This is a genomic window from Paenibacillus tundrae, from assembly GCF_030812775.1.
GTDB classification, from domain to species: domain Bacteria; phylum Bacillota; class Bacilli; order Paenibacillales; family Paenibacillaceae; genus Paenibacillus; species Paenibacillus tundrae_A.
Map to the genome: position 1 here is coordinate 301,331 of NZ_JAUSTI010000005.1, position 24,558 is coordinate 325,888.

The following is a 24,558-nucleotide window of genomic DNA, read 5'->3' on the forward strand; positions in this document are numbered from 1 at the left end:
GAAACTAGTTAGTTTAACTTAGCTAAGTGAATTAAGCGAGACTGACGTTGTAGGCGAAAACTGCGTTCCGTCCATTACGCTTCGACTCATACAACGCATGGTCTGCATCTCGTAGTAACGATTCTAATGAATCATCTTCCCCGTTGTATTGTGCGACCCCGAAGCTTGACGTCAGTGGGATCAGGACACCTTCAACCTCAAGTGGCTCATTGAACAATGCAACTCGTAGCTGTTCAGCAAGCTGCTCACCATCCTGAAGGGATGCGCCGGGCATAGCTATTACGAATTCTTCCCCGCCATATCTAGCAAATAGTATCTCAGAGTTCAGATAACGATTACATACCGTGACAACATGAATAATTGCTTTATCACCCACATCATGTCCATAGGTATCATTAATTCGTTTGAAGTGATCGATATCAAACAAGATAAAGGCTACCGGCCGAAAAGTTAGCTTGGCCTCATTCAAGATTTCCTTCCCTTTGTTCAGAAACTGCGTTCGGTTATAGATTTTGGTGAGTCCATCAAAATAGGCCATTTGTTTAAGTTGCTCTTGAAGAAAACGTTGTTCGGTGATATCTATGAGCATAATCAAAATTCCAACGACCTGAGCGCCCTTATTAAACACATAGGAGGTTCTAACCTGATAACATACAGTATGTCCCTCTAATTGCCAGTATAAGTCGGTCTGAAGTCCTTCTCTAAAGTACTCTACGGGAAAGGTTTCCCCAGATAGGCTAAGCCAGATATCATCCCAACGTTTCCCGATCATCTCTGGCTCAAGTTCAGGCAACATGAGATGCATAGCTTTATTGTAATCTACAAGACGATTGGAACTGTCGAGCACGAGTACACCTTCACGCATGCTCTCAAAAATGCTGTCTTTGGCAATAGGGACGATCATAAGAAGGCGAGATGATAAAATAGCCCAAATATACATCGCAGATGTAACGCACATTAACACCGGAACCGGATCCATACCACCAGGAGTTAATCCAAGCAAATACACAAAGGCAGCAACCATTGGAATGAGCTGTGAGGTGATTAGCGTGAGCAATTGCTTGCGGTACATTTTCTTCGTATGTCTCCATTGTGCAACTAGAATAAGACAAGCGCATAACAGACAAGAGAAGGTAAATGCTCCGTGCACAACATACCATTGACCTATGGAAATATCCATAAGCGGAACAACAGAGTCAGTTCTGAGCCAAACCTCTTTATAATATAGATGGTGATAATCATTCGTGGCTACCATGAAGAGTGTGATGGAAGGAATGATAAACATGGCAATGGTCGCTTTACGAGATAAAGTTTTCCCAGTGTATTGAATCATAAGGAGCAGGCCAAGTGAAGCGGAGAAAGGCATACCCATATACTGAACGACTGTCCAAAATTTCATCTGCTCCAGTGTATTGCTTGCTAGCTGAATCGCATACCCAAAGGTATAAACGGAAAGGGCAGCTGTATAAAGCATGAATACTTTAGCACTGGGAATTTCAGCTCTTCTGAAATAAGAATATAAACACAAAAAGACATTCAAAACGGCTGAAGTCGTTACAAGTGTTATATATGAATCAATACTCGATCCCATGGTTTGGTCTCCAAATCGTTAAGATATCTAAAAATCATCTGTACTGTACATTGTACATCAGCCAAAGCGGCATAGGAATACAAATTACGATTTGAAACAGGGCTTTTTTTAAAATTTATCGAATTTTATGACCGAATAGATTGTTATGCAATGAAAAAAATCGAAATACATAAAATTACATTCGAGTTGTGCTTAATCCATACCATTTCCTTGTTTAATTTAGAAGAGCAGTGGTAAGTAAGTTTAGAGACAACATTGTTGGAGGTTGTCAGGAAGAAGATTCATGATCAGAATAATCTGTCCTGTTCATGCCATCCTACACAGTGAGACGAGAATCAATATCCAATCCAGTAATGAGAGGAGCATGCTTCATGTCAGCGCAAACACAAACCGAAAAAACAATGCCAGCCCAACATCAGAATCAGCAACCTGGAATCGAATCAGAGATGAATCCTAGACCCGAGTTTGAGAAACCTGAGTATAAAGCAGCAGGGAAATTGTTAGGTAAAGTGGCGTTAATCACGGGTGGAGATAGCGGTATTGGACGAGCTGTAGCAGTTACTTATGCAAAAGAAGGTGCCGATGTCGCGATTGTGTATCTGAACGAGCATCAGGATGCCGAGGAGACGAAACGACAGGTTGAGCAAGAAGGCAGAAAATGCATTTTGATTGCGGGTGATATCGGTGATACTCAATTTGCCAAAAAATCCGTGCAACAGACGATTGAGCAACTAGGTAAGCTTGACATTCTGGTGAATAACGCTGCTGAGCAGCACCCACAGCAACAATTAGAGGATATTACACCTGAGCAATTGGAGCGCACGTTCCGCACTAATATCTTCGGAATGTTTTATATCACTCAGGCGGCATTGCCACATCTTAAAAAAGGCAGTACCATTATCAACACGACATCGATTACAGCCTACCGAGGCAATCCATCCTTGATCGATTACTCATCGACGAAAGGTGCGATTACGTCGTTTACACGTTCCTTGTCTATGAACGTTGTGGAGAAGGGAATTCGAGTTAACGCCGTAGCTCCTGGCCCGATCTGGACACCGCTTATTCCATCAACATTTGATGAGAAGAAAGTAAGTGAATTTGGATCAACTCAGCCGATGAAGCGCCCAGGACAGCCTGACGAATTAGCCCCTGCCTATGTATATTTGGCTTCAGATGATTCCTCTTACGTAAGTGGTCAGGTTATGCATGTGAATGGCGGCGAAGTAGTGAACGGCTAAAGCAACCTCAACCTAAGATGAATGTAGATATGACGTCCCGTTACCAGTCTAGCTGGTCGGGACGTCTATTTAATATCAGGTGTGGCTTACAAAAAGATTGAGAATCGATAGAGAATTTACATAGAACAACATCAGACCTAATAATCACATGATATTTTATCTAGATATCTATTCTATATGTAGGTTGTTCCTTGGATCTATGGCAGGATGTCAATAACTATGAGTGAAGGCGATTATAAAGGTAACTATAGAGTGTTTACCTGTATTAATGCTCATATTGTCGAAAGAAATCTGTGATAAGATAGACAAACAGATATTCGACAGGGGGAACCAACCGTGAAGATTAGTAAACAAAATGCATCACATTATATATGGGGAAATCATTGTGATGGATGGCACTTGCTACAGAACGAAGGATTGAGCATCATCCATGAGCGAATGCCAGCGGGAACAGTTGAGATTAGACATTATCACTCGGTTAGCCGACAATTTTTTTTCATTTTAAGTGGCATAGGCTATATGGAGCTCCAAGGTGAGGAATTCGAACTTGAAACGCATGAGGGAATAGAGATTCCTCCAGGCGAACCTCATCAGATGCAGAATCGAAGTGCAGCGGATGTTGAGTTCCTGGTCATCTCTCTGCCGGGTACACGCGGAGATCGTATCGAGTTAATTTAGATGGCGACCCATTGGAGAGCCCAGAGGTCAATTTTTGAACGGATAACGAACGGAAGTATAATCGAGTACACGTATCAGAAGATGTACATTTGATAAATCAACAATAAAGGAAGAGATTGATGAGACCATTTCGAGTTCGCCTCTCCATCATCATGATGGTTCTAATTGGTGTATCCGTTATTGTAGCGGGATATACGATGGGCAGAGTGTTTAAAACAACACATACCACAGCTTTGGAACAAACGATGGTGCGTGAGATTAATCTGTTAAAAGCAACATTTCCATTTCACGATGCAAGCGATCCGACATCTCCCGAGACTAGACAATATTATTCTGCGCGTGCACTTGAACTCGATCGGCTGACGGATTCCCGAGTAACCTTTATCAATAGAGATGGGACAGTCATCGGCGACTCGGAAAGTGATCCTGCCAATATGGATAACCATCTGGAACGTGAAGAGATAAAGGGAGCCATTGGAGATGGCTATGGTCAGGCAATACGATATAGTGAGACGTTAGGACAGGACATGCTCTATGTTGCACTTCCTGTCAATTCAGATCAGAGTGACATGGTTGAAGTGCCTGGAGGTAAATTTGACGGTTATATACGTCTATCTATGAGCCTAGCGGCTGTAGATCAAGGACTTCAGCGTGGCTGGGTCATTACATTCACCGCACTTGGATTGCTATTTCTTATCGTAGCACTCGTCAGTTATCGTGTGGCACGCAGTTTAACCTCACCAATTGAGCATATCATCAAGGTCGCACATCGAATAACCAAATTAGAATATGACGCCAGAGTGGATGTCACACGCCGAGACGAGATTGGTCAGTTGGGGCTTGCGATTAACGGGATGGCCGATAGTCTTCAGACGCAACTCAAAACGATCCGTGATAATGAGGCGTTGCTACAAAGCGTACTTGCCAATATGACAGGCGGCATTGTCATGGTAGACGCAGGGCAGTCGATTGCATTGGTGAATCGAGAAGCAGAGCGGATGCTGGGTATTCAGGCTGCGCGAGTTACAGGTAGACCTTATGTAGAATTAAAGAAACACTATGAGCTAACACGCTCTATTGAGGAGAGTGTTGCACTACAAGAACGAATGCATGAGGAAGTAAGCGTATTTAATCCAGAGGAACGATTGATTCGGATTGATGGCGTGCCCATGACTGAAGACGATGGTAGTTACCGCGGGATGTTATTCCTTCTTCAGGATGTGACAGCAATTCGTAGGCTGGAGTCGATGCGAAGTGAGTTCGTAGCCAATGTATCTCATGAACTGAAAACACCTGTAGCAGCGGTAAAAGGATTTGCTGAAACGTTGTTAAGTGGTGGTGTGCAGGATAAGGAAACAGAACGTTCATTCCTGAAAATCATCTATGATGAAGGGGATCGACTGAACCGACTAATTGGAGATATCCTGGAACTGTCCAAAATTGAATCCAAGCGTGCTCCATTGCAATGTTCACCTGTTCACGTTCATTCCTTCTTCGAAATGGTTCTGGGAACACTGTCCACTGTGGCCGAGAAGAAACAGATCCGGATGCAGATGGTTGTCCCAGAGGAACTCTATATTGAGGCAGACGAGGATAAGATGAAACAGATCTTTATCAATCTATTGTCCAATGGCATCAACTACACACCTGAAGGTGGACGCGTGAAACTTCAAGTGACGGTAGAACGTGAGGATGATGAGGAGCAGGTCGTATTTGCGGTATCAGATACCGGCATAGGCATTCCGAAGAATGATTTGCCAAGGATTTTTGAACGTTTTTACCGTGTAGATAAAGGCAGATCACGTAATTCGGGTGGTACGGGACTTGGTTTGTCTATCGTAAAACACCTTGTTGAACTGCATCACGGCAAACTTTCCGTAGAAAGTGAACTCGGTCTTGGAACAACATTTCGTGTGATTCTTCCGTTAATTCAAGATGAAGAAGTATAGGCCTCGGGAAGTGAATTGTAAAAAGGTGTGCTTTTCTTTACACTAAGTTAACAAATGGGTGCTATGATAGGAAATGTGTTGTGGCTATAGAACAACTATAATAGGTGAGATTGTTCTCATAGTTGGTATGTTTGAACGCGCACTATAAGGAGAGAAGGGGTATCATGGCACAGCGTTTGCTTGTAATTGAAGACGAACCTACATTATCAAGATTACTTACGTATAACCTTACACAGGAAGGCTATGATGTAACAGCGGAGGATCACGGATCTTCTGGATATGATCGAGCATTATCCCAGGAATTCGACCTGATATTGCTAGATTTGATGTTGCCAGGAATGAACGGTCTAGACATTCTGAACAAATTAAGAGTTCAAGGTGTAACCACGCCGGTGATCATTCTGACAGCCAAAACCGGTGAAGCTGAGGTTGTACAAGGTCTGAAATCAGGAGCAGATGATTATATCACGAAGCCATTTGGCGTATCGGAATTGCTCGCCAGAGTAGACGCAGTGTTAAGACGATATTCCAACGGTGAGGACTTGCCCCAACCTGAGGACAAAGAAGGCTCCCGAATTGTATTGGGTGAATTGGAGATTTATCCTTTGAAGTATGAAGTAACACTTGGTGGACAGTCCATTAGTTTGCGGCCGAAGGAGTTCGAAGTACTTCTCTATCTTGCGAAGAAACCGGGCGTTGTGCTCACTCGCGATGATCTGATGAATGCAGTCTGGGGCTTCGATTATATCGGAGGTCAACGTACAGTCGATGTTCACGTAAGCTCATTGCGGAAAAAGTTAGAGTTAGATCCAGAATCGGTTCACATTGATTCGATTCGTGGTGTAGGTTATAAATTGGTTGTAAAAAGAAAAACTCCCCATCATTCGAGTTAACGATGATTGGGGAGTTTTTTTTACATTGATTTTACATAAAGAATTATTTTCCTTCATGAATGAAGAGTAGCATAAATTCGAATGATTGATACTTTATACCTACATAATGCACCGCAGGATGGAGTTCATACGTAAAGGAGAATGCGCATTTATGCCTATGTTGCTTGAAGCGAGACAACTTGACTTGTCCGAACAAGACAGTCGTGTACAAGAGAACATAACCGAGTTGAAGGAAGTTCAAAATTCTGAAAACACACTTCTTAAGCATCCGTTATCGATTCGTGATTATTGCCGAGAAGTTCCGGTTGTACATGTACATACCACTTGTGGGGAAGCGGCTAGTATGTTAAATGCAAATGAGGCCTATCCATGTATCGTAATGTGTGATGAACAGATGAAGCCGCTTGGTTTGTTAATGAGGGAGACGTTGTATCGACTCCTTAATGGACGTTTTGCAGCAGATTTATTTTATCGTAAGGCAGTTCAACATGTCGTGGATTCATTGCCGGTTATTGTGGACGTTTCAGCAGATGCACCAAGCATTATTGATATTGCGTTGAAGCGAGAAGAGCAGCACTTTTATGATTGTATCCTGGTTACAGAAGAGGACAAGCTACTAGGCGTCTTAACCATGCGGGATATGATGTTTCTATCACGGAAGTTGCAGCATCAGGCAAGTGAGGAGCGTATACGAACGATCACCGAATCAAGACAAGAGATTGCCCGCATTAACGAATCGGTTACAAGTTTAGTCCATGCTGCGGGACAAGCGGGAGAAGAAGCACAGCGAATTATGCATCTATCCGAGGATGGAGAACGTAGCCTTACACAAGTCGAAACGTCGTACCAGCGGGTCTACCGGCATATGGAGGGGCAGCGTCAGCATACAAATGTAATGTTGGACTCTATTCAAACTGGTGCAGGGATGGCAGGTTCTATCCGTTCCTTGGCAGATCAGAGTGCTCTGCTTGCTATGAATGCTTCTATTGAAGCTGCTCATGCAGGAGAATATGGTCGCGGATTCCAAGTGGTAGCCGGTGAAATTCGCTTGCTTGCCAAGCAGACTCGTGAGGTAGCAGGGAATATGTCTTCTTTGCTTGAAGGTATCGGTGACCTGACGAAACAAACCGTAGAATCGATCCGGGCAAGTGCCGCGGAGATTGATGACAGCTCAACACACGTTACTGCTGGAGAGTTAGCTTTCAGAGAGTTGAACAGTGCTGTTGCAGGAATGTCTCGTATTGCAGAGGGTATAGCTTCGGAGGGAGAGAAGGCGGCAGATATGGCTTTACATATCCGTACCCAGTTGAAAGAGATGGCTCGTTCTGATTAACCACTTCATCTTACCAAATTTTAAACCTAATTAATGCATATAAAGGCATCCATCGTTGCTGTGATTTAACCCCAAGGATCATGGCGAAGAAGATGTCTTTTTACATTCCGTTAACATGAAAGTGATACGGTTTTTACAATGGGAAGGTAGGATGTTAAGGATGGCCAACAAGCTTGTTCTGATCATAGTGATTGGACATCAACGTAAAGGGACTAAATTTCCCTGCAGCGAAGGAGAAGTGAGCATCCATGAAAGACCTCATTCATATTGATAAACTTAATTTATACTATGATACGCATCATGCGCTTAAAAATATATCGATGGATTTGCCGGAGCGAACGGTTACTGCGTTTATTGGTCCATCGGGTTGTGGTAAATCCACATTGCTCCGTACATTGAATCGGATGAATGACATGATTCCAGGCGTTCGCGTGGAAGGACAAGTAATGCTGGACGGCTCGGATATCTACAGCAACGAGATCGAAGTCGAAACGTTGCGCAAGCGAGTGGGCATGGTATTCCAGCAGCCGAATCCTTTTCCAAAATCAATCTACGATAACGTAGCTTACGGCCCACGTCTGCATGGGGTAACGCAGAAAGCTGAGCTGGATCAATTGGTGGAGCAAAGTTTAACACATGCTGCCCTGTGGGACGAAGTGAAGGATGTACTCAAAAAGTCAGCACTAAGCCTATCTGGTGGTCAACAGCAGCGTCTATGTATTGCACGTGCACTTGCTGTTCAGCCTGACGTATTACTTATGGACGAAGCAACCTCAGCCCTCGATCCAATCTCTACGCTTAAAATAGAGGAGCTTGTTAAGGAACTGCATAATAAATATACGATTGTTATGGTAACCCATAACATGCATCAGGCCGCGCGGGTATCCGGTCGTACGGTATTTTTCCTGAATGGTGAAGTGGTAGAGGCTGCGGATACCGAGACATTATTCTCCACACCGCAGGATTCCCGAACCGAGGATTATATATCCGGAAGGTTCGGTTAAGTAAGCTGATTGAATGTTCCCGGCATATCCGGAGATGATGGACGAGGGGGATGGAACCTATGATTCAAAGAAAAGAATTTGATCAAGAGCTCGAGGAATTGCGTACATTGCTTCGTGAGATGGGCGAGCACGTAGGAACAGCATTGGATGGTGCAATCGAGAGTCTACAGACACTAGACGTGGATAAAGCTCAGGTCATCATCAAGAATGATGCGAATCTGAATGCGCTGGAAGACAAAATTATGGAACTTGGTTCCAAGCTCATTATTACACAACAGCCGGTTGCCAAGGATTTACGCCGCATTATCGTTGCTTTCAAAATCTCCAGTGATCTTGAGCGCATGGGTGATCTTGCATTGGATGTAGCCAAAGTGACACTTCGTATGGAAGGTCAAGAGTTAATTAAACCCCTTGTTGATATTCCGAGAATGGCTGAAATCGTGAAGGTAATGATCGATGAAGCGATTGAATCCTTCCTGAAGGAAAACACGGATCTGGCTTACAAAATGGCTCAGACTGATGATCAAGTTGACCAACTGTACAGCCACATGATCAGTGATCTATATACCTTCATGACAGATCATCCGAACCGGGCTTCACAAGCGATGCTGTTGATGATGGTAGGTCGCTACATTGAGCGTATCGGTGACCACGCAACTAACATTGGCGAGAGCACGGTATATCTGGTGACGGGTAAACGTCCGGATCTGAACCAGTAATTGTAATTTATAAGCATACGTTTGGAATTGGGGACTTACATGCACGGAATGAAGGAACTTTCTCAGGACGCCTATTCATATAGGTTGTTCAAGGGAAGTTCCTTTTTTGTTGTTGCAGGTGTGTATGGTATCATGAGAGTAGATATAGAATCTGAAGTGTGACCATATGATACGTGAGGTGCTGGAATGGACAAGTTTATTCTCATAGATGGAAATAGCATTATATATAGGGCGTTTTTTGCAATGCCGCCGTTGACCAATTCAAAAGGATTACACACCAATGCGGTTTATGGGTTCACCACAATGCTGTTAAGGCTACTTGAAGAGCATAAGCCGACACATGTGATGGTGGCATTTGATGCGGGCAAGGTGACTTTCCGTCACGAAGGATATCAGGAGTACAAGGGTGGACGCGAGAAAACACCAACTGAATTGTCGGAACAGTTCCCATTGCTCAAAGAATTGCTGCGAGGATTCGGCATTGCACAGTTTGAGCTTGAAGGATTCGAAGCGGATGACATCATCGGAACGTTGACCAAACGTGCTGATGAAGCAGGAAGACAGGTGCTTGTTGTATCGGGTGACAAGGACATGCTACAGCTTGCCTCTGACCATGTTCATATCGGGCTAACACGCAAAGGTGTAACGGATATTGAATTGTATGACCCTGCCCAGATTAAGGAGCGTTATGGCTTGACTCCATTGCAGATTATTGATCTGAAGGGTCTGATGGGCGATACGTCTGATAACATTCCAGGCATTCCTGGAGTGGGAGAGAAGACAGCATTAAAGCTGTTGCATCAGTTCGGTACCGTAGAGGATGTACTAAATGGCACAGCCGAGCTGAAAGGTAAAATGAAAGAAAAGATCGAAGCTCACGCTGAAGATGCTCGGATGAGTAAGCAGCTAGCTACGATCCATCGCGAGGTTCCATTGGAGCAGACGTGGGAAGATATGCAATTTGCAGGCTTACAGGAAGAGACAGCAGGGCCAGCACTGGCGAAGCTAGAATTCAAGTCATTGCTTGAACGTCTGAACTTCAGTGGCAAGGTAGACGCAGTAGAAGTTGTACCAGCGGCTGAGGTCAATTCTACGATTGCTACAGAGGAAACAATTGAAGACCTATTTGCCTCGCTCGAAACCATTGATGTTATACATGTGGAAACGCACGGTGACAATCCGCATCAGGCGGAATTGGTTGGGATCGCGTTAGGTTCAAGCGAAGAATACATCTTCTTGTCTCCCGAACTGCTTCAATCGAAGGCAGCATCTTCTGTAAGAGCATGGCTAGCGAATTCAGACGAGCCTAAGCGGGGGTATGATCTACACCGTGTAGATCTTGCACTTCATGCCCACGGCATTGAATTTGCAGGAGCAGCTTTTGACGTGCAGTTGGCTGCATATCTGCTCGACCCTACAGAGTCCAACCAGACGATCAGTGGCTTAACTGCGAAGTACGGGCTACCGTCTCTGGTAGAGGATGATACGGTGATGGGCAAAGGCGCCAAGTATAAAGTGCCTGAGGTGGAAGTGTTGGGTGATTTCCTATGTCGCAAAGCGGCGGCAGTAGCAGCCATTATCCCACTGCAGGAGAAAGCGCTTGAGAGTGATGAGATGAATTCACTGTTCCATGAGCTGGAGATGCCATTATCACGTATTTTGGCTGATATGGAGAAGCAGGGAATCAAGGCGAATACGGCTGATTTGCAGGCTCTGGGTCATGAATTCGAAGAACAGATTGGTCGATTGATGTCCGAAATTTATCGCCTCTCGGGTACGGAATTCAACCTTAATTCACCGAAACAGTTGGGTGAGATTTTGTTTGACAGATTAGGTTTGCCTGTGGTGAAGAAAACCAAAACGGGTTACTCCACCGATGCGGAAGTGTTGGAAAAACTTGCTCCGTATCATGAGGTAGTCCAGCATATTTTGCAATACCGTCAGTTGGCGAAGCTGCAATCCACTTATGTGGAGGGTTTACTGAAGGAGATTTCACCGCGAGATGGCAAGGTTCATACGTATTATCGTCAGACGATCGCGGCTACGGGACGCCTGAGCAGTCAATTCCCGAACCTACAGAACATTCCGATCCGGATGGAGGAAGGTCGTAAAATCCGGAAGGTATTCGTACCTTCGGAGCCTGGTTGGACGATATTGGCAGCAGACTATTCTCAGATCGAATTACGTGTACTTGCACATATCTCAGATGATGAGCGATTGAAGGAAGCTTTTGTACATGATATGGATATCCATACGAAGACGGCCTCTGACGTATTTGGGGTGAAGGCTGAAGAAGTGGATAGTGATATGCGTCGATCAGCTAAGGCGGTAAATTTCGGAATCGTGTATGGCATAAGCGACTACGGTTTGTCCCAGAACTTGAACATAACGCGTAAAGAGGCTGCGCAGTTTATTGATCAATACTTCGAAGTATTCCAAGGCGTACGTCGGTATATGGATGATATTGTGAAAGAAGCGCGTAAGGATGGCTATGTCAAAACGCTATTAGAGCGTCGTCGTTACCTCCCTGAAATTAACGCAAGCAACTTCAACATACGTTCCTTCGCCGAACGTACAGCGATGAATACACCAATTCAAGGAACAGCGGCAGACATTATCAAGCTTGCTATGGTGCAGATGGATGAGGCGCTGCGTGAGCGTAACTTGAACAGCCGTATGCTGCTTCAGGTACACGATGAGCTTGTATTCGAAGTGCCGGCAGATGAACTGGAAACGATGAAGGAGCTTGTGCCAGCTGTCATGGAAAAAGCGTTAGAGCTGTCTGTGCCGCTCAAAGCTGAAGTTAGCTACGGGGAGAACTGGTACGAAGCGAAATAATAGATCATGGTTGTATGGAAAGCAGTGGAATCTACCGATATTTTACAATTGGTTTCTCCCATGCTTTTGACACAAGAAAGGGTGCCGCTGAGCTTCATCTTCCGTTATAATATAGGGGAGGTGAGAACATCATGCCGGAATTACCGGAAGTCGAAACAGTCAGAAGAACATTGAATCAACTTATTGTAGGCAAGACCATTGATCGAGTTACGGTTAGTTTGCCGCGTATTATTCAGCGGCCGGACGATATAGATGCTTTTGCATTAGAACTTGCGGGACACACAGTTATTGGTGTGGAGCGCAGAGGTAAGTTTTTACGTATTTTGCTGGACGGGCTGGTGCTTGTCTCTCATCTTCGGATGGAAGGGCGCTATGGTGTGTATCAGCAACACGAAGAGGTAGAGAAGCATACCCATGTGATCTTCCACTTTACCGATGGAACTGAATTACGTTATAAAGATGTACGTCAGTTTGGCACGATGCACTTGTTCAATGCAGGAGAGGAGCTTGTCTCCAAACCTTTGTTGAAGCTAGGTCTAGAACCGCTTGATCCGGCGTTTACCGTTGCTGCTTTTCGCGATGCTGTTGGCAAACGGACAACCAAGATCAAGGCTGTATTATTGAATCAGGCATACGTCGTCGGAATTGGGAATATATATGTGGACGAGGCTCTGTTCCGCGCAGGTATTCATCCGGAGACGATTGCCAAAACATTGTCTGAAGCTCAGCTAACGGTGTTGCATGAAGCGATTGTGTCGACCTTGCAGGATGCAGTCAATGCAGGTGGCTCGTCGATTAAGTCTTATGTAAATGGTCAAGGTGAGATGGGTATGTTCCAGCATCAATTGAAAATTTACGGACGCAAAGCCGAGCCTTGTCATAATTGCGGGACAATAATTGAGAAAAGTGTAGTGGGTGGCAGAGGTACACATTACTGCCCGAAATGCCAGCCTATACTGTAGTTGCGTCGCTGCGCTACGCCTGAAGTCAACATTACTTTTTGAACGATCTTTTAAACTGAAGCACCCTTGGATTCCTCCTTCCATATACTGATATGGCAGAAATAAGCGGGCGTATACCCATACTGACATCTGTCGGTTGGAATGGATCCGCACAGGGGAGGAATCCGGGGTGCTGCATCATTTTATTTCATTACTGGCGCTTGCTTTGGCGCTTAGTTTAGATGGTTTTGGAGTCGGGATTACATATGGGCTGCGCAAAACCAAGATTCCGTTGTTGTCCATTGCTGTTATCTCTATTTGTTCGGGATTAGTAATCGCTTTGTCTATGCAGGTGGGGGTGCTTCTCTCCCGTGTAGTTTCACCGAATGTAGCATCCGAAGTTGGGGCTGTGATATTGATTGCGATTGGTGGATGGTCACTATTTCAGCTTATACGCAAGCAGAGTAAGGAAAGAGCGGAAACGGATGAAGGTACAGTGGAAAATTCGGCAAGCGAGCATGTAGAGAGTAGAACCAACGGAGCATCAGCCTTAACGGAGCAAGAGGTAACTTCCAAAGGGAAAAACCAGGTTCTCGCATTGGAACTGGAGCAATCAGCTTCAGGTGGATCTGTGGAGCGGATGGTCTTCACCTTAGAACTTCGAAAATTAGGTGTCGTCATTCAAATACTCCGAAGTCCCTCCAAGGCAGACATGGACAATTCGGGAAGCATCTCGACTCAAGAAGCGATGTGGCTGGGTATTGCACTATCACTGGATGCATTCGGTGCAGGGCTTGGAGCTGCATTACTCGGATTTCCAACACTGTGGACAGCACTTGTCATTGCGTTGTTCAGTGGAGCATTTCTGTCACTCGGGATGAAGGTTGGACTTCGTTTTGCTGCGCTGCAATGGATGCGTCGATTGTCCGTGTTGCCAGCACTGTTATTAATGTTTATGGGAATTATGAAGCTGTTGTGAGGTGAAATGATGAATATTGGCTTAACCGGCGGGATCGCCACAGGAAAGAGCAGTGTTTCCGCCCTTCTTGCCAGTAAAGGAGCACTGCTCATTGATGCAGACGTTATTGCCCGGGAGGTCATGATGCCCGGGCATCCTGTTTTGGCTGCCGCTGTTCAGCGGTTCGGACAAGCCATTCTTCATGAAGACGGGACATTGGATCGGAAGAAGCTAGGCAGTATTGTTTTCCAGCATCCAGAGGAACGTAAAGCGCTTGAAGCTATTACCCATCCGGCGATTCGCCGAGAGATGAGAGAACGAGCGGCCACATATGAGCAGGCATACCCGGATAAGCTTGTGGTATCGGATATTCCTTTATTGTATGAGTCTGGTCTGGAAAAAGGGTTCGATGAAGTCGTCGTGGTATACGTGCCTAGAGCCGTGCAGAGAGAACGATTGATGAGCCGGGATGGGTTGACTGGTGAGCAGGCTGACGCCCGGATTGCGGCTCAGATGGACATCGAGCAGAAAAAGATGCTTGCTGATATCGTTATCGATAACAGTGGAGCATGGCACAATACAGAACAGCAAGTCATCTCTTTCCTTCAAGGTAAGGGATTAATATGAAATGGCTACGTAAGAAACGGGTACTGCTGTTGATGTTTGTTTCCTTCGTTCTAGTGCTGTTCTTGAATACCAACTGGATGGCTTGGTTCTACCCGATTCATTATAAGGAAGAGATTCGGGCACAATCCTATAGCTATGAAGTAGACCCGTTTCTAATTGCCTCAATTATTAAGGTAGAGACTAACTTCAAAACAAGCTTGGAATCTAAGCGTGGTGCGATCGGACTTATGCAACTCATGCCGGATACGGCCAATTGGATTATGGAGCAGGCCAAAATTCCGGGTACGTCATTAGAAGAACTGAAGCATAAGCCTGAGAGGAACATTCAGCTTGGTACTTGGTACCTGAAGAACTTATCCGATCAGTTTGATGGCAATGAGGCGGTCATGATTGCTGCGTATAATGCGGGACCAGGTAAGGTTAGTAGCTGGCTCCGAGATGGCGTGTGGGATGGGTCATTTGATACAGTCAAGGACATTCCTTTTGGGGAAACCCGGCACTATGTACAACGCGTCATTTATTATTATAATCAATATGTTAAGATCTATAATACGTTCTAGTTCGGATATATCGTGTGATGCTGTAGCTAGATGCAGGTAAGTGTGAAAATGTATGGTTCTCATGCATGGTACAAGAGTCGGTTATAATAGTAGAAGCACAGAGCAGACCGGTTGTTCACCGGTCGCCCCATGCTCCTCTATAATACCGTATTACGATGCAGATATTATTGGTATTGACCTGCCAATTGCTGTTCTGCAATTGTTACCAGACGCTTCGTGATGTATCCACCGATCGAACCGTTCTCGTAAGAAGTCATGTTACCTTGGTATCCGTCTTGTGGGATGCTGATTCCGAGTTCTTGAGCAACTTCGTATTTCAGTTGTTCCAGAGCTGCGGAAGCTTTAGTTACCACCAAGTTGTTGGAGTTACCGTTGCTTTGTGCCATTGCTGTTCACCTCCTCGCGGTTGGTAAAAGTATTATGTGTCGTAGATACCATTTTCATTACAAAATGTTTACAGGGAACTTATGGAAAAAAGTAAAACATGGGAAGTGACCAAAAAATGAAATGTCCTTATTGTGCTTTTATGGGCACCAAGGTGCTTGATTCCCGTCCGGCCAATGAAGCAAAATCCATACGTCGACGTCGGGAATGCGAGCAATGTAGCCGCCGATTTACCACTTTTGAGATGGTGGAAGAAACACCGCTGATTGTTATTAAGAAAGATGGAAGCCGAGAAGAGTTTAGCCGGGATAAAATACTCCGCGGACTTATTCGCGCATGTGAGAAACGTCCAGTCTCGGTGGAGACACTTGAGATGATGGTTTCTGAAGTAGAGAAGTCTTTGCGTAATACCGCTGATGCGGAAGTAGAAAGTCGCCAGATTGGTGAGTTATTGATGGAACAGCTCTTTCCCGTGGATGAAGTGGCCTATGTTCGCTTTGCTTCGGTGTACCGTCAATTCAAAGACATCAATATGTTCATGAAAGAATTAAAATCATTGTTGTCCAAAGAAGACCTGGAGGATTAGATTCCTGGGGCAAAGGGAGAAGAGCAAGCTGGGGTTACGATACGTCGTCATGATTGTGTTCCAGGTAGGAAGATTGTTCTTCTCCAGATCCTTTAGGCTGTATTGAGCGATTAGAAAAAGATATTGACAGTAAAACAGGTATTGAATATGATAAAGGGGTCGCCTGCGGAATGCTGCAGTGGTGGACGAGTTATTATTGTATATCTTGGGGCCTTAGCTCAGCTGGGAGAGCGCATCGCTGGCAGCGATGAGGTCAGGGGTTCGATCCCCCTAGGCTCCATACTTAAAGAACCCGCTAAACACTAGGATTTCCGAGTGTTTGGCGGGTTTTTGTAATGTGAAAGTGCAGTTTTTAGATGTAAGAAATTCAGTGCACACAAAAAATTAAAAGATGATGCTTCTATAACTAAAGGAAGCCTCTGTTTTCACACCCGCGTGCAGCGCCCAGCACTCAGTGCGGCGCTTTATGGCCGGGTGGTCAGCTTGGTTAAAATATAGTAGAACCTACATAAGTGTTCTGTTATGATGATGGAAGGTTTATAAGTTTATAGCACAGAAGCAACTAAATATGATAGTAAAGGAGTGAGCATTCTTTAGGAACATCTTGCTGGAGAGATACATAGTTAGAGCTAGAAGGACATCCATTTTTAAGATCAAAGACTTCTTGTAACAATAGCTACGAAGAGAATGGGGAATAAAGAGAGATGAAACGAAATGTATTGAGATGGTCTGCTGTGATGATGATGTGGGTTGTGATATTCATGCTCACGCCTAATCTGACATCAGCAGCGGGACTTCATTTTCCTGAACGGGATGAGGTCAAGCGAACATGGAATCAACTGCAGGACATGAATGCTGGATTAAAGACTTATGATACCGAACCTTCCTTTAAAGCACCATATGAGATCGGAAAAGTGAATCAGACGATGCTTGAACAAGCCTTGTTAGCTACGAATCTGGTTCGTGCCTTGGCTGGGTTGCCAAGTGATGTGCAGTTGGATAACGAATTGAATGAGTTGGCACAGCATGGTGCGGTCTTACTGGCAGCTACCGATAAGCTGTCTCACTATCCTGAGAAGCCAGGAGATATGACAGATGAATTTTATAACAGAGGTTATCAATCCACTAAAAGCAGCAATTTATCAAGCGGAAGAAATAATCTAAGTAGAAATGTACTGGACGGTTATATGCCAGATACAGGCAGGAATGCAGATCGCGTAGGACATCGCCGTTGGGTGCTCAATCCTTCTTTGCAGAAGGTGGGTTTTGGTATCGCTGGTGGATATGGTTCAATGCAGGTGTTCGACAAATCTCGTGCTGAGGCAGTGAATTATGATTACATCGCATGGCCGGCAGCAGATTTCCCGCAACAGTTATTTGGCGGTTCTCACCCGTGGTCGGTCACGTTGAATCCCGACAAGTATGAGAAGCCTTCTTTGCAGAATGTAAAGGTACAAGTAACTGATCTACAAAGCCAGAAAAAATGGGCGTTAGATAGTACAAATAACGATCTAAACAAGGATCTATACTTGAATGTGCAGTTAAGTGGGTTCGGCGTGTCTAATGCGATTATTTTCCGTCTGGACGGAGTAGAGGAGTACACAGGGAAATACCAAGTTAACATTACTGGCTTGCGTACAGTGGGTGGACAGGCTACCGAGCTATCTTATACGGTAGACTTCTATGATTTATCCCAGCACTTCTATCCGGGCGAGACGGAGAAATGGAACTTGCAATTTTCTGTTGAGAAAGCATGGTCATATGAGACACGTACGGGAACGAAATATTTTGATGAAGAGAATCGTCCTTATATTGAAAAAGGAAGCACACTCGTTCCATTAAGACTAGTTAGCGAGTCACTTGGGCTTGACGTTCAGTGGGCTCCAGTTGATCGAGTCATTCGGATCTCAGATGATAAGAAGGAGATTGTTTTGAAGACAGGTAGCCAGCAAGTCCGGGTCAATGGTGTAGAAACGACAGTTTCAGTAGCTCCAACAGTCGTTCGGGGTGTTACCTTTGTGCCACTGCGATTTGTGTCTGAACAGTTGGGTCTGTCTGTTGATTTTGAAGAGAGTAGCAAGTTAGTGCGAATTGAGCGGGAGTACGTGCACTAAGTCGCTCTTTTAATTGTGGCAGTTTTTTGATCAGACTGTACTAATTGTTATGAGAAGCGGGATTCCCAGCTATATGCTGAGATTCACCGCTTCTTATTTTTATAAAGAGAGGCTACCAACCGCTTATAATAGCGTTATTCCGTATGTGCTACTGCTCTGATCTCGACTAATTGTTCGGGGAAAGCTAAGTAGGTAACACCAATAAGGCTACCCGCAGGACGATGGTGTTCCCCTAGGTATTCTTTAAAAATCTCAATAACTTGCCCTCCATGTTCCTGTGCGTTGGTTAGGTATACCTCAACATAAGCGAGATTGTTTTTCGTAATGCCGAATTGGGATAACACGTGATCTAGATTATCTAGAGTTTGACGCGTCTGGGTTTCAATATTACCAACCCCAACGAACTCCCCTGTTGCATTATGGGAGAATTGACCTGAGATGTATAAGGTACCGTTTACACTGTATCCTTGTGAAATACCGTGATCCCAGAGATTGTGATTATACGTTTGAACTGCATTCATATGTTTCTCTCCTTTACTTCAAAGTAAGGCTAAGTATAAACTTAGGACATAGAATAGGATAGTACGCACTTTAAAGATAGGTACTATCTGAAAGGATAGTGTGAAATAATGGGAATATCAGATTTGAACGGTGGAGATAAGAATATTGCAGATACCCCCTTTGGTTATACGATGTCCGTAATCGGAGGGAAGTGGAAAATGATTATCCTCTATCTCTTAGCGGAAAAACAAACGGTTCGCTTCAATGAAATGAAAAGACAGCTTGGGGTCATCACATATAAGACGCTAAGCGCACAACTTAAAGAGTTGGAAGCTGATGGCATGGTCAAGCGGGAGGAATATCCGCAGGTACCACCTAAAGTGGAGTACAGCCTCACGGACAAGGCTAAGACATTGTTGCCTGTGTTGGAGCAGCTATGTGATTGGGGAGTTAAGAACCGCAGTTAGCACGAACGTGGAATTTTCGAGAATTTGGTTGTATAGGAGAATCATCCCACAATGATAGAGCGCATCGCTGCCAGCGATGAGATAAGAAGTTCTACGTCAAACTTAATTCAGAACTCATTCCTGAACTCCGCCATAAGAGCACCTCACATCATGTGATGGTGTTCTTTTATGTTTAACTATATCCTCTGCCAAAAAGGCTAAAAGAATCCGTTTGAAGAGTTTACATTGAACACCGTAACTTGTACGAAATATATGTATTATAACTTTGTTGTAAACGCTTTAATTTGGCGTAGACAAAGGTAAACGCAAATGATATATTGTTTCTACAAGAAACAATATTATTTGTAATGAATATGAAATCCGAAGGTCAAGTGCATCAGAAAAATACAATTAAGGGCACACATATGCTAAGGAATTTTATCGATTTATTTTCCATTTAGTGTTTGAGTGTACCAGAAGGTAGGGGTAAATATGAGCACAATGGAGATAACGATTCAATCTTTTGACGGAACTCAGCTTTATTTCTGTAAAAATGTTGTCAGTAATGCAAAGGCAGCGGTCGTTATCGTTCATGGGTTATGCGAGCATGCTGGGCGCTATGATTATGTAACGGAAAAACTGAATAAACGTGGAGTTAGTGTTTATCGGTTTGACCATCGGGGTCATGCCAGATCAGAAGGGCAGCGCACGTTCTATAGGGATTTTCATCAGATCATTGATGATGTCAATGTCATTGTTGAAAAAGCATTGCAAGAAAGCGGCGATATCCCGCTATTTGTCATTGGACATAGCATGGGCGGCTTTGCAACTTCTGCGTTCGGAACGAAATACCCTGGCAAAGTAAAAGGTATTATCCTTTCAGGAGCACTAACTCGTTACAATACGAAGGTTGCCGGAGAACTGCCGCTTGACCTGCCACTTGGCACGTATTTTCCGAATGAGCTTGGAAGTGGTGTATGTAGTGATCCAGAGGTTGTATCTGCATACAATAATGACCCGCTTGTTGAGAAGCAGATTTCTGTGGATTTGTTCAATAGCTTGGGGTATGGGGTGGCGTGGCTGAAGGAACATGCGAAACAATTTGTTGATCCGGTGCTTGTTCTGCATGGAGCAAATGATGGACTGGTGAGTGAACAGGATTCACGCGACTTTTACGGAGATATTGCCTCGACCGATAAAACGTTGAAAATTTACGCACACCTCATGCACGAGATCTTTAACGAGCCGACTCGAGATGAAGTGATTGAAGAAGCGATAACCTGGATTGAAAAACATATCTAATTTCAGTACATTTAGAGAGAGAATTTGAAGATGAAAGGGATTACCCATGAAATTAGAATGGATGGGCAACCATCGAACACTCGTTGAGAAGATCATTAAATACGGTAATGCGTATTCAAACACGTATAAGTTGCAGCGAAGTTATGGCACGAATGTCATATTCTCAGCTTCGCAAATTCAAACCTTGGAATATATTCTTGAAGCTGAGGACAAAGAGGAAAAAATGTCTGAAATGGCAGCACGTCTTGGTGTTAGTCGGAGTACATTCTCCAAAAATGTGAAAAACTTGACGGAAAAAGGCTTGCTGGAGAAATACCATTTGAGCGGAAATCGCAAAGACATCTATGTTAAACCTTCGGCAAAGGGACGTGAAGTGTATGCCGAGTACACAGCGTTTGTCCGTGAACTTTGTTTTGATGAGATTTTCCAATATGCGGATAACATCTCCGCAACTGACCAAGACAATTTTATTCGCATTTTGGATAAATTAGCTGATGTTTTAGTCTGGTACGGTGAAAAAGAACAGGTTACGCGCAAGCTGATTAAGATTGATCCAGTCGACCAATAAACGTATCTCTATCGATTAGAGCTGATCATTAATTCTCATCGTATAAGGAGTTTTCCTATGGCATGCACTTGGCCGAGAAGGAAGATTCTTTTTTTTTGTGAACTCGCCCATTCCCTCCGCGAATGTCCCTCATACAGTATAAGGTACTTTCGTGGAGTGGAAGTCAACAAATGGTTAATGGGGAGAGTGTCATATGGTGAAATTATCAACCAAGCTTACCGGACGGGTTATTTATAAAGGAGATCCAGGTTATGATGCGGCACGTAAAAATTGGGATCCACATACCGACAGAAAGCCAAAGGTCTTCGTCTTTGCTCAAAAAACGAAAGATGTCTCCAATGCCATTAAGTGGGCTCGTGAGAATAACGTACCAATTCGGCCGCGGAGTGGAAGGCATGCGCTTGAAGTGAATTTATCGCAGGTGAATGGTGGCATTGTCATTGATGTTAGTGAGCTGAATTCCATTAAGCTGGATTCTAAAAAGGGAACGGTCGTTGTCGGCACAGGAAACCGAGTGGGGAGAATCGCCCATACGCTGGCGAAAAAAGGTTTTATTGCCCCCTTTGGTGACAGTCCTACGGTCGGTATTGGTGGAATTACATTAGGTGGCGGGATCGGACCGCTGCAACGTACCATTGGATTAATTAGTGATAACTTACTCGAACTAGAGATGGTAGACGCTAACGGAAAAGTGATTCGGGCTAACCGAAATTGTAATGCAGACCTCTTCTGGGCATCCCAGGGAGGCGGCGGAGGAAACTTTGGGGTATATACCAAATACAAATTCAAAGTACGTCGTGCGCCGGCAAAGGCTACCGTGTATCGCATTACTTGGCCATGGGCTCAATTCGAGAAGGTACTTAAAACTTGGCAAACGTGGGCTCCATCTGTAGATACAAGACTTGGAAGTGAGTTGTCCATTGGCCCCAAAAAGGGTGGAAATGTTAGCATGGAGGGGTTATTCCTCGGTTCCAAAACAGAAGCTCTTCGCCTGTTAAAGCCACTTACCAGTGTAGGTACACCTACTCAAACCATTATTCGCTCGGTACCTTATCCCGATGCTGTAACCTTCCTGTTACCCCCTGATCCGGTACTTACTCAAAGGTATAGTAACCAGTTCTCATCCGGATTCGCCAAACGTCCATTTCCAGAACAAGCGATCAAGTCGATGCGTAGATTTTTGGAAAATGTAGAAGGGGAGTTTGCGGGGTTCTTTTTTCTCAATTGGGGCGGCGCAGTAAGTCGGAAATCCCCTAGGTCTACAGCATTTTTCTGGCGCAAAGCGAAGTTCTATGTGGAATGGAACAGCTCGTGGACGAAACCATCGCAAGCCTCCAAAAATATTGCAATCGTGCGTAACACACGCCAAAAATTACAGCCATACATTGTAGGTTCATATATAAACGTGCCAGACCAAGGCATCAAGCATTCAGGTCCTGTATATTACGGTGCTAACTATGCCAGATTACGCAGAGTGAAAGCCAAATATGATCCCAAAAATGTGTTCAACAATCCGCAAAGCATCACTCCTGCTCGTTCAATCAAGTAAACTGAATTCACTACGATGCAGTTGAATAAACAATAGAAAAAGCCACATGAGTTCATTATGGATGAACCCATGTGGCTTTATTGTTCTGTTCATACCGCATAGCCAGGTATGCAACGTGAAGAGATTAATTCGTTTTAACAGCTTCTCCAGCAAATACTTCAACGTCCATAGGTGCAGCCATGAATGCTGCGGCTTGTTGAACAAAAGCTTGGAAATGCGCACTTGCGTTATGAGAAGCAGTAGCTGCTTCATCTTTCCACAGTTCAACCATAGTATATTTTTGTTCCTGCTCTGTATGTTTCAACAACTCGTAGCTGATGTTGCCTTCTTCTTGGCGTGTTGCAGCCACCAATTCTTTTGTTGCAGCAAGGAAAGCTTGCTCTTGATCCGGTTTAACTTGCAGGTGTGCGTGAATGATAATCATAATAGTCTACCTCCGTTGTAATGTATATTTGTTGGCTCGAATGGTTGTTACTCCCGTAAGTGGGAAGACAAGAATCATTTCGGTTCTATCAACTAGAATTTAACTAGAACCAGCGTTAACTGTAGATAAGATTATGCCCAAGTTGTAATTGTATCAACAGGCAGACGATAGGAAGGGTGACCTTCTTTCGCAGATTTACCGATGGAGATCAGCATTACCGGTTGATAACGCTCTTTGTCCATTCCGAATGTTTCAGCGATTTGATCTTTCTCGTAACCACCAATTGGGTTCGTGTCATAACCGTGTGCACGGGCGGCGAGCATCAATTGCATGGAAGCAAGACCAGCATCAATCAGGTTAACGTCACGCAGATCTGCTGCAGACATATTATCATAATAAGGTTTAACAAATTTAACTTGTTGATCTTTGATATCCTGTGGCATGAAACCATGCTCTACAGCTTTGCCGAAGATCTCTTCCAGGTATTCAACGTTGTTCATATCGATAAATACCCCAATGACAGCGGCAGAAGTCAACACTTGATTCTGATTGAATTTAGCTAGTGGAGCTAGTTTTGCTTTGCCTTCTGGAGTGTCTACAACCAAGAAACGCCATGGCTGCATATTAACAGAAGATGGTGCACGTGAAGCTTCAGCCAGAATCTCAGTCATTTCTTCACGACTAATTTTAACTTCAGGATCGTACAGTTTAACGGAGCGACGACCGTAAGTAATTTCGTTAAAGTCATTTGTTTTTTGGAATTTGCTTTCAATTGTACTCATGTATAGTTCTCTCCTCTATATTTAGGCTGGTTTAAAAGTTGTTTTGCATACGTTCCAAGTAATTAGCGAGGGCTAACACTTCTTCTTCACTAAAGCCTTGTAGGATCTGGTTAATAAAATTGGTTTTCTCTGTCTTATAGCCTTCAATTTGCTTGCGACCATGGTCTGTCAGACGAACAAACGTTACCCGGTTATCCTCGGGGTTCTTGCGTCTGGTCACCATCTGATCCGCCTCAAGTTGTTTCAAGTGGCGTGTAATGGCAGCACTATCGATGTTAATGATTTTCTGAAGCATGGACTGGTTAATCTCATCAACCTGATCCAATTCATGCAAAATCTCAAATCGAGAGGAGCTGATACCTGTACAGCGTTCGAACTTGGGACTGATTTTGTTGCCCAATACATTCAGCAGATTGATGATTTGTTCTTCTTTGGAAACCATACGTGTCATGACTAGACCTCCCGGGTGAATCTGAATCATGAACAACGGCGTATGTTAACAAATAATTAAAGTTGCCAGTATACAATGCCATTGCTTAATGATTACTACGTCGGATGCTGTCGTTTATT

At 44.2% G+C, this 24,558-nt stretch carries 24 protein-coding genes and 1 tRNA gene; 19 read left to right on the plus strand and 6 right to left on the minus strand.

The window, feature by feature from the left end; genetic code table 11:
- Positions 1-31: 31 nt before the first annotated feature.
- The gene (locus tag J2T19_RS11690) at positions 32-1,591 is read right to left on the minus strand and encodes a histidine kinase N-terminal 7TM domain-containing diguanylate cyclase (protein WP_307215831.1); all 1,560 of its coding nucleotides are present in this window, start codon (positions 1,589-1,591) and stop codon (positions 32-34) included.
- A 371-nt stretch (positions 1,592-1,962) separates the two neighbouring features.
- Between J2T19_RS11690 and J2T19_RS11695 the strand changes: the two genes are divergently transcribed.
- The 12 genes from J2T19_RS11695 (at position 1,963) to J2T19_RS11750 (ending at position 15,332) form a co-directional block, all read left to right on the plus strand.
- Positions 1,963-2,832: an SDR family oxidoreductase gene (locus J2T19_RS11695; protein ID WP_307215833.1), complete on the plus strand. Its 870-nt coding sequence runs from the start codon at positions 1,963-1,965 to the stop codon at positions 2,830-2,832.
- 336 nt (positions 2,833-3,168) lie between these two features.
- Positions 3,169-3,510 (plus strand): cupin domain-containing protein, encoded by a 342-nt coding sequence (locus tag J2T19_RS11700; protein ID WP_307215835.1) that lies wholly within the window; start codon positions 3,169-3,171, stop codon positions 3,508-3,510.
- A gap of 119 nt (positions 3,511-3,629) precedes the next feature.
- On the plus strand, positions 3,630-5,459 hold the full coding sequence (gene pnpS / locus J2T19_RS11705) for a two-component system histidine kinase PnpS (RefSeq protein WP_307215837.1): 1,830 nt from the start codon (positions 3,630-3,632) through the stop codon (positions 5,457-5,459).
- A 164-nt stretch (positions 5,460-5,623) separates the two neighbouring features.
- Entirely contained in the window at positions 5,624-6,352 is a 729-nt protein-coding gene (locus J2T19_RS11710; RefSeq protein ID WP_128101191.1) for a response regulator transcription factor, read from the plus strand.
- 151 nt (positions 6,353-6,503) lie between these two features.
- Positions 6,504-7,685 (plus strand): methyl-accepting chemotaxis protein, encoded by a 1,182-nt coding sequence (locus J2T19_RS11715; RefSeq protein ID WP_307215841.1) that lies wholly within the window; start codon positions 6,504-6,506, stop codon positions 7,683-7,685.
- Between the two features lie 248 nt (positions 7,686-7,933).
- Positions 7,934-8,689, plus strand: a complete 756-nt coding sequence (gene pstB / locus J2T19_RS11720) for a phosphate ABC transporter ATP-binding protein PstB (RefSeq protein WP_145045917.1) — start codon at positions 7,934-7,936, stop codon at positions 8,687-8,689.
- A 59-nt stretch (positions 8,690-8,748) separates the two neighbouring features.
- Positions 8,749-9,408 (plus strand): phosphate signaling complex protein PhoU, encoded by a 660-nt coding sequence (gene phoU / locus J2T19_RS11725; protein ID WP_145045919.1) that lies wholly within the window; start codon positions 8,749-8,751, stop codon positions 9,406-9,408.
- A 186-nt stretch (positions 9,409-9,594) separates the two neighbouring features.
- Positions 9,595-12,246 (plus strand): DNA polymerase I, encoded by a 2,652-nt coding sequence (gene polA / locus J2T19_RS11730; RefSeq protein WP_307215845.1) that lies wholly within the window; start codon positions 9,595-9,597, stop codon positions 12,244-12,246.
- A gap of 131 nt (positions 12,247-12,377) precedes the next feature.
- Positions 12,378-13,208: a DNA-formamidopyrimidine glycosylase gene (gene mutM / locus J2T19_RS11735; protein WP_307215847.1), complete on the plus strand. Its 831-nt coding sequence runs from the start codon at positions 12,378-12,380 to the stop codon at positions 13,206-13,208.
- A 169-nt stretch (positions 13,209-13,377) separates the two neighbouring features.
- Complete coding sequence (locus J2T19_RS11740) at positions 13,378-14,166, plus strand: MntP/YtaF family protein (protein WP_307215849.1); 789 nt, start codon at positions 13,378-13,380, stop codon at positions 14,164-14,166.
- 9 nt (positions 14,167-14,175) lie between these two features.
- Positions 14,176-14,772 (plus strand): dephospho-CoA kinase, encoded by a 597-nt coding sequence (gene coaE / locus J2T19_RS11745; protein ID WP_307215851.1) that lies wholly within the window; start codon positions 14,176-14,178, stop codon positions 14,770-14,772.
- Positions 14,769-15,332 (plus strand): lytic transglycosylase domain-containing protein, encoded by a 564-nt coding sequence (locus J2T19_RS11750; RefSeq protein WP_056695432.1) that lies wholly within the window; start codon positions 14,769-14,771, stop codon positions 15,330-15,332. Before coaE ends, J2T19_RS11750 begins: the two co-directional genes overlap by 4 nt.
- Positions 15,333-15,496: 164 nt before the next feature.
- Here the strand turns inward: J2T19_RS11750 and J2T19_RS11755 are convergent, their stop codons facing one another.
- Positions 15,497-15,718, minus strand: a complete 222-nt coding sequence (locus J2T19_RS11755) for an alpha/beta-type small acid-soluble spore protein (RefSeq protein ID WP_053783555.1) — start codon at positions 15,716-15,718, stop codon at positions 15,497-15,499.
- 116 nt (positions 15,719-15,834) lie between these two features.
- On the opposite strand from J2T19_RS11755, the gene nrdR reads away from it, so the two are divergent.
- The 3 genes from nrdR (at position 15,835) to J2T19_RS11770 (ending at position 18,416) form a co-directional block, all read left to right on the plus strand.
- Positions 15,835-16,302, plus strand: coding sequence for a transcriptional regulator NrdR (gene nrdR, locus J2T19_RS11760; RefSeq protein ID WP_056695429.1), 468 nt, complete (start codon positions 15,835-15,837; stop codon positions 16,300-16,302).
- A 207-nt stretch (positions 16,303-16,509) separates the two neighbouring features.
- A tRNA-Ala gene (locus tag J2T19_RS11765) sits at positions 16,510-16,582 on the plus strand.
- A 424-nt stretch (positions 16,583-17,006) separates the two neighbouring features.
- Positions 17,007-18,416 carry a stalk domain-containing protein gene (locus J2T19_RS11770; RefSeq protein WP_307215855.1) on the plus strand — a complete coding sequence of 470 codons (1,410 nt, stop codon included), beginning with the start codon at positions 17,007-17,009 and terminating at the stop codon, positions 18,414-18,416.
- Between the two features lie 134 nt (positions 18,417-18,550).
- On the opposite strand, the gene J2T19_RS11775 is transcribed toward J2T19_RS11770, so the two are convergent.
- On the minus strand, positions 18,551-18,937 hold the full coding sequence (locus J2T19_RS11775) for a RidA family protein (protein ID WP_307215857.1): 387 nt from the start codon (positions 18,935-18,937) through the stop codon (positions 18,551-18,553).
- 108 nt (positions 18,938-19,045) lie between these two features.
- On the opposite strand from J2T19_RS11775, the gene J2T19_RS11780 reads away from it, so the two are divergent.
- The 4 genes from J2T19_RS11780 to J2T19_RS11795 all read left to right on the plus strand — a co-directional run bounded on the left by J2T19_RS11780 (position 19,046) and on the right by J2T19_RS11795 (position 22,782).
- Positions 19,046-19,384 carry a winged helix-turn-helix transcriptional regulator gene (locus tag J2T19_RS11780; RefSeq protein WP_307215860.1) on the plus strand — a complete coding sequence of 113 codons (339 nt, stop codon included), beginning with the start codon at positions 19,046-19,048 and terminating at the stop codon, positions 19,382-19,384.
- 471 nt (positions 19,385-19,855) lie between these two features.
- The gene (locus J2T19_RS11785; protein WP_307215862.1) at positions 19,856-20,665 is read left to right on the plus strand and encodes an alpha/beta hydrolase; all 810 of its coding nucleotides are present in this window, start codon (positions 19,856-19,858) and stop codon (positions 20,663-20,665) included.
- A gap of 46 nt (positions 20,666-20,711) precedes the next feature.
- A complete protein-coding gene (locus J2T19_RS11790) occupies positions 20,712-21,233 on the plus strand; it encodes a MarR family winged helix-turn-helix transcriptional regulator (protein WP_307215864.1) in 522 nt (173 codons plus the stop codon).
- A gap of 193 nt (positions 21,234-21,426) precedes the next feature.
- Positions 21,427-22,782: an FAD-binding oxidoreductase gene (locus tag J2T19_RS11795; RefSeq protein ID WP_307215866.1), complete on the plus strand. Its 1,356-nt coding sequence runs from the start codon at positions 21,427-21,429 to the stop codon at positions 22,780-22,782.
- A 124-nt stretch (positions 22,783-22,906) separates the two neighbouring features.
- On the opposite strand, the gene J2T19_RS11800 is transcribed toward J2T19_RS11795, so the two are convergent.
- The 3 genes from J2T19_RS11800 to J2T19_RS11810 form a co-directional block, all read right to left on the minus strand.
- The gene (locus J2T19_RS11800; protein ID WP_307215868.1) at positions 22,907-23,206 is read right to left on the minus strand and encodes a putative quinol monooxygenase; all 300 of its coding nucleotides are present in this window, start codon (positions 23,204-23,206) and stop codon (positions 22,907-22,909) included.
- A 131-nt stretch (positions 23,207-23,337) separates the two neighbouring features.
- On the minus strand, positions 23,338-23,988 hold the full coding sequence (locus tag J2T19_RS11805) for a nitroreductase family protein (RefSeq protein ID WP_307215870.1): 651 nt from the start codon (positions 23,986-23,988) through the stop codon (positions 23,338-23,340).
- Positions 23,989-24,019: 31 nt separating this feature from the next.
- Entirely contained in the window at positions 24,020-24,439 is a 420-nt protein-coding gene (locus tag J2T19_RS11810; protein ID WP_307215873.1) for a MarR family winged helix-turn-helix transcriptional regulator, read from the minus strand.
- Positions 24,440-24,558: the final 119 nt, after the last annotated feature.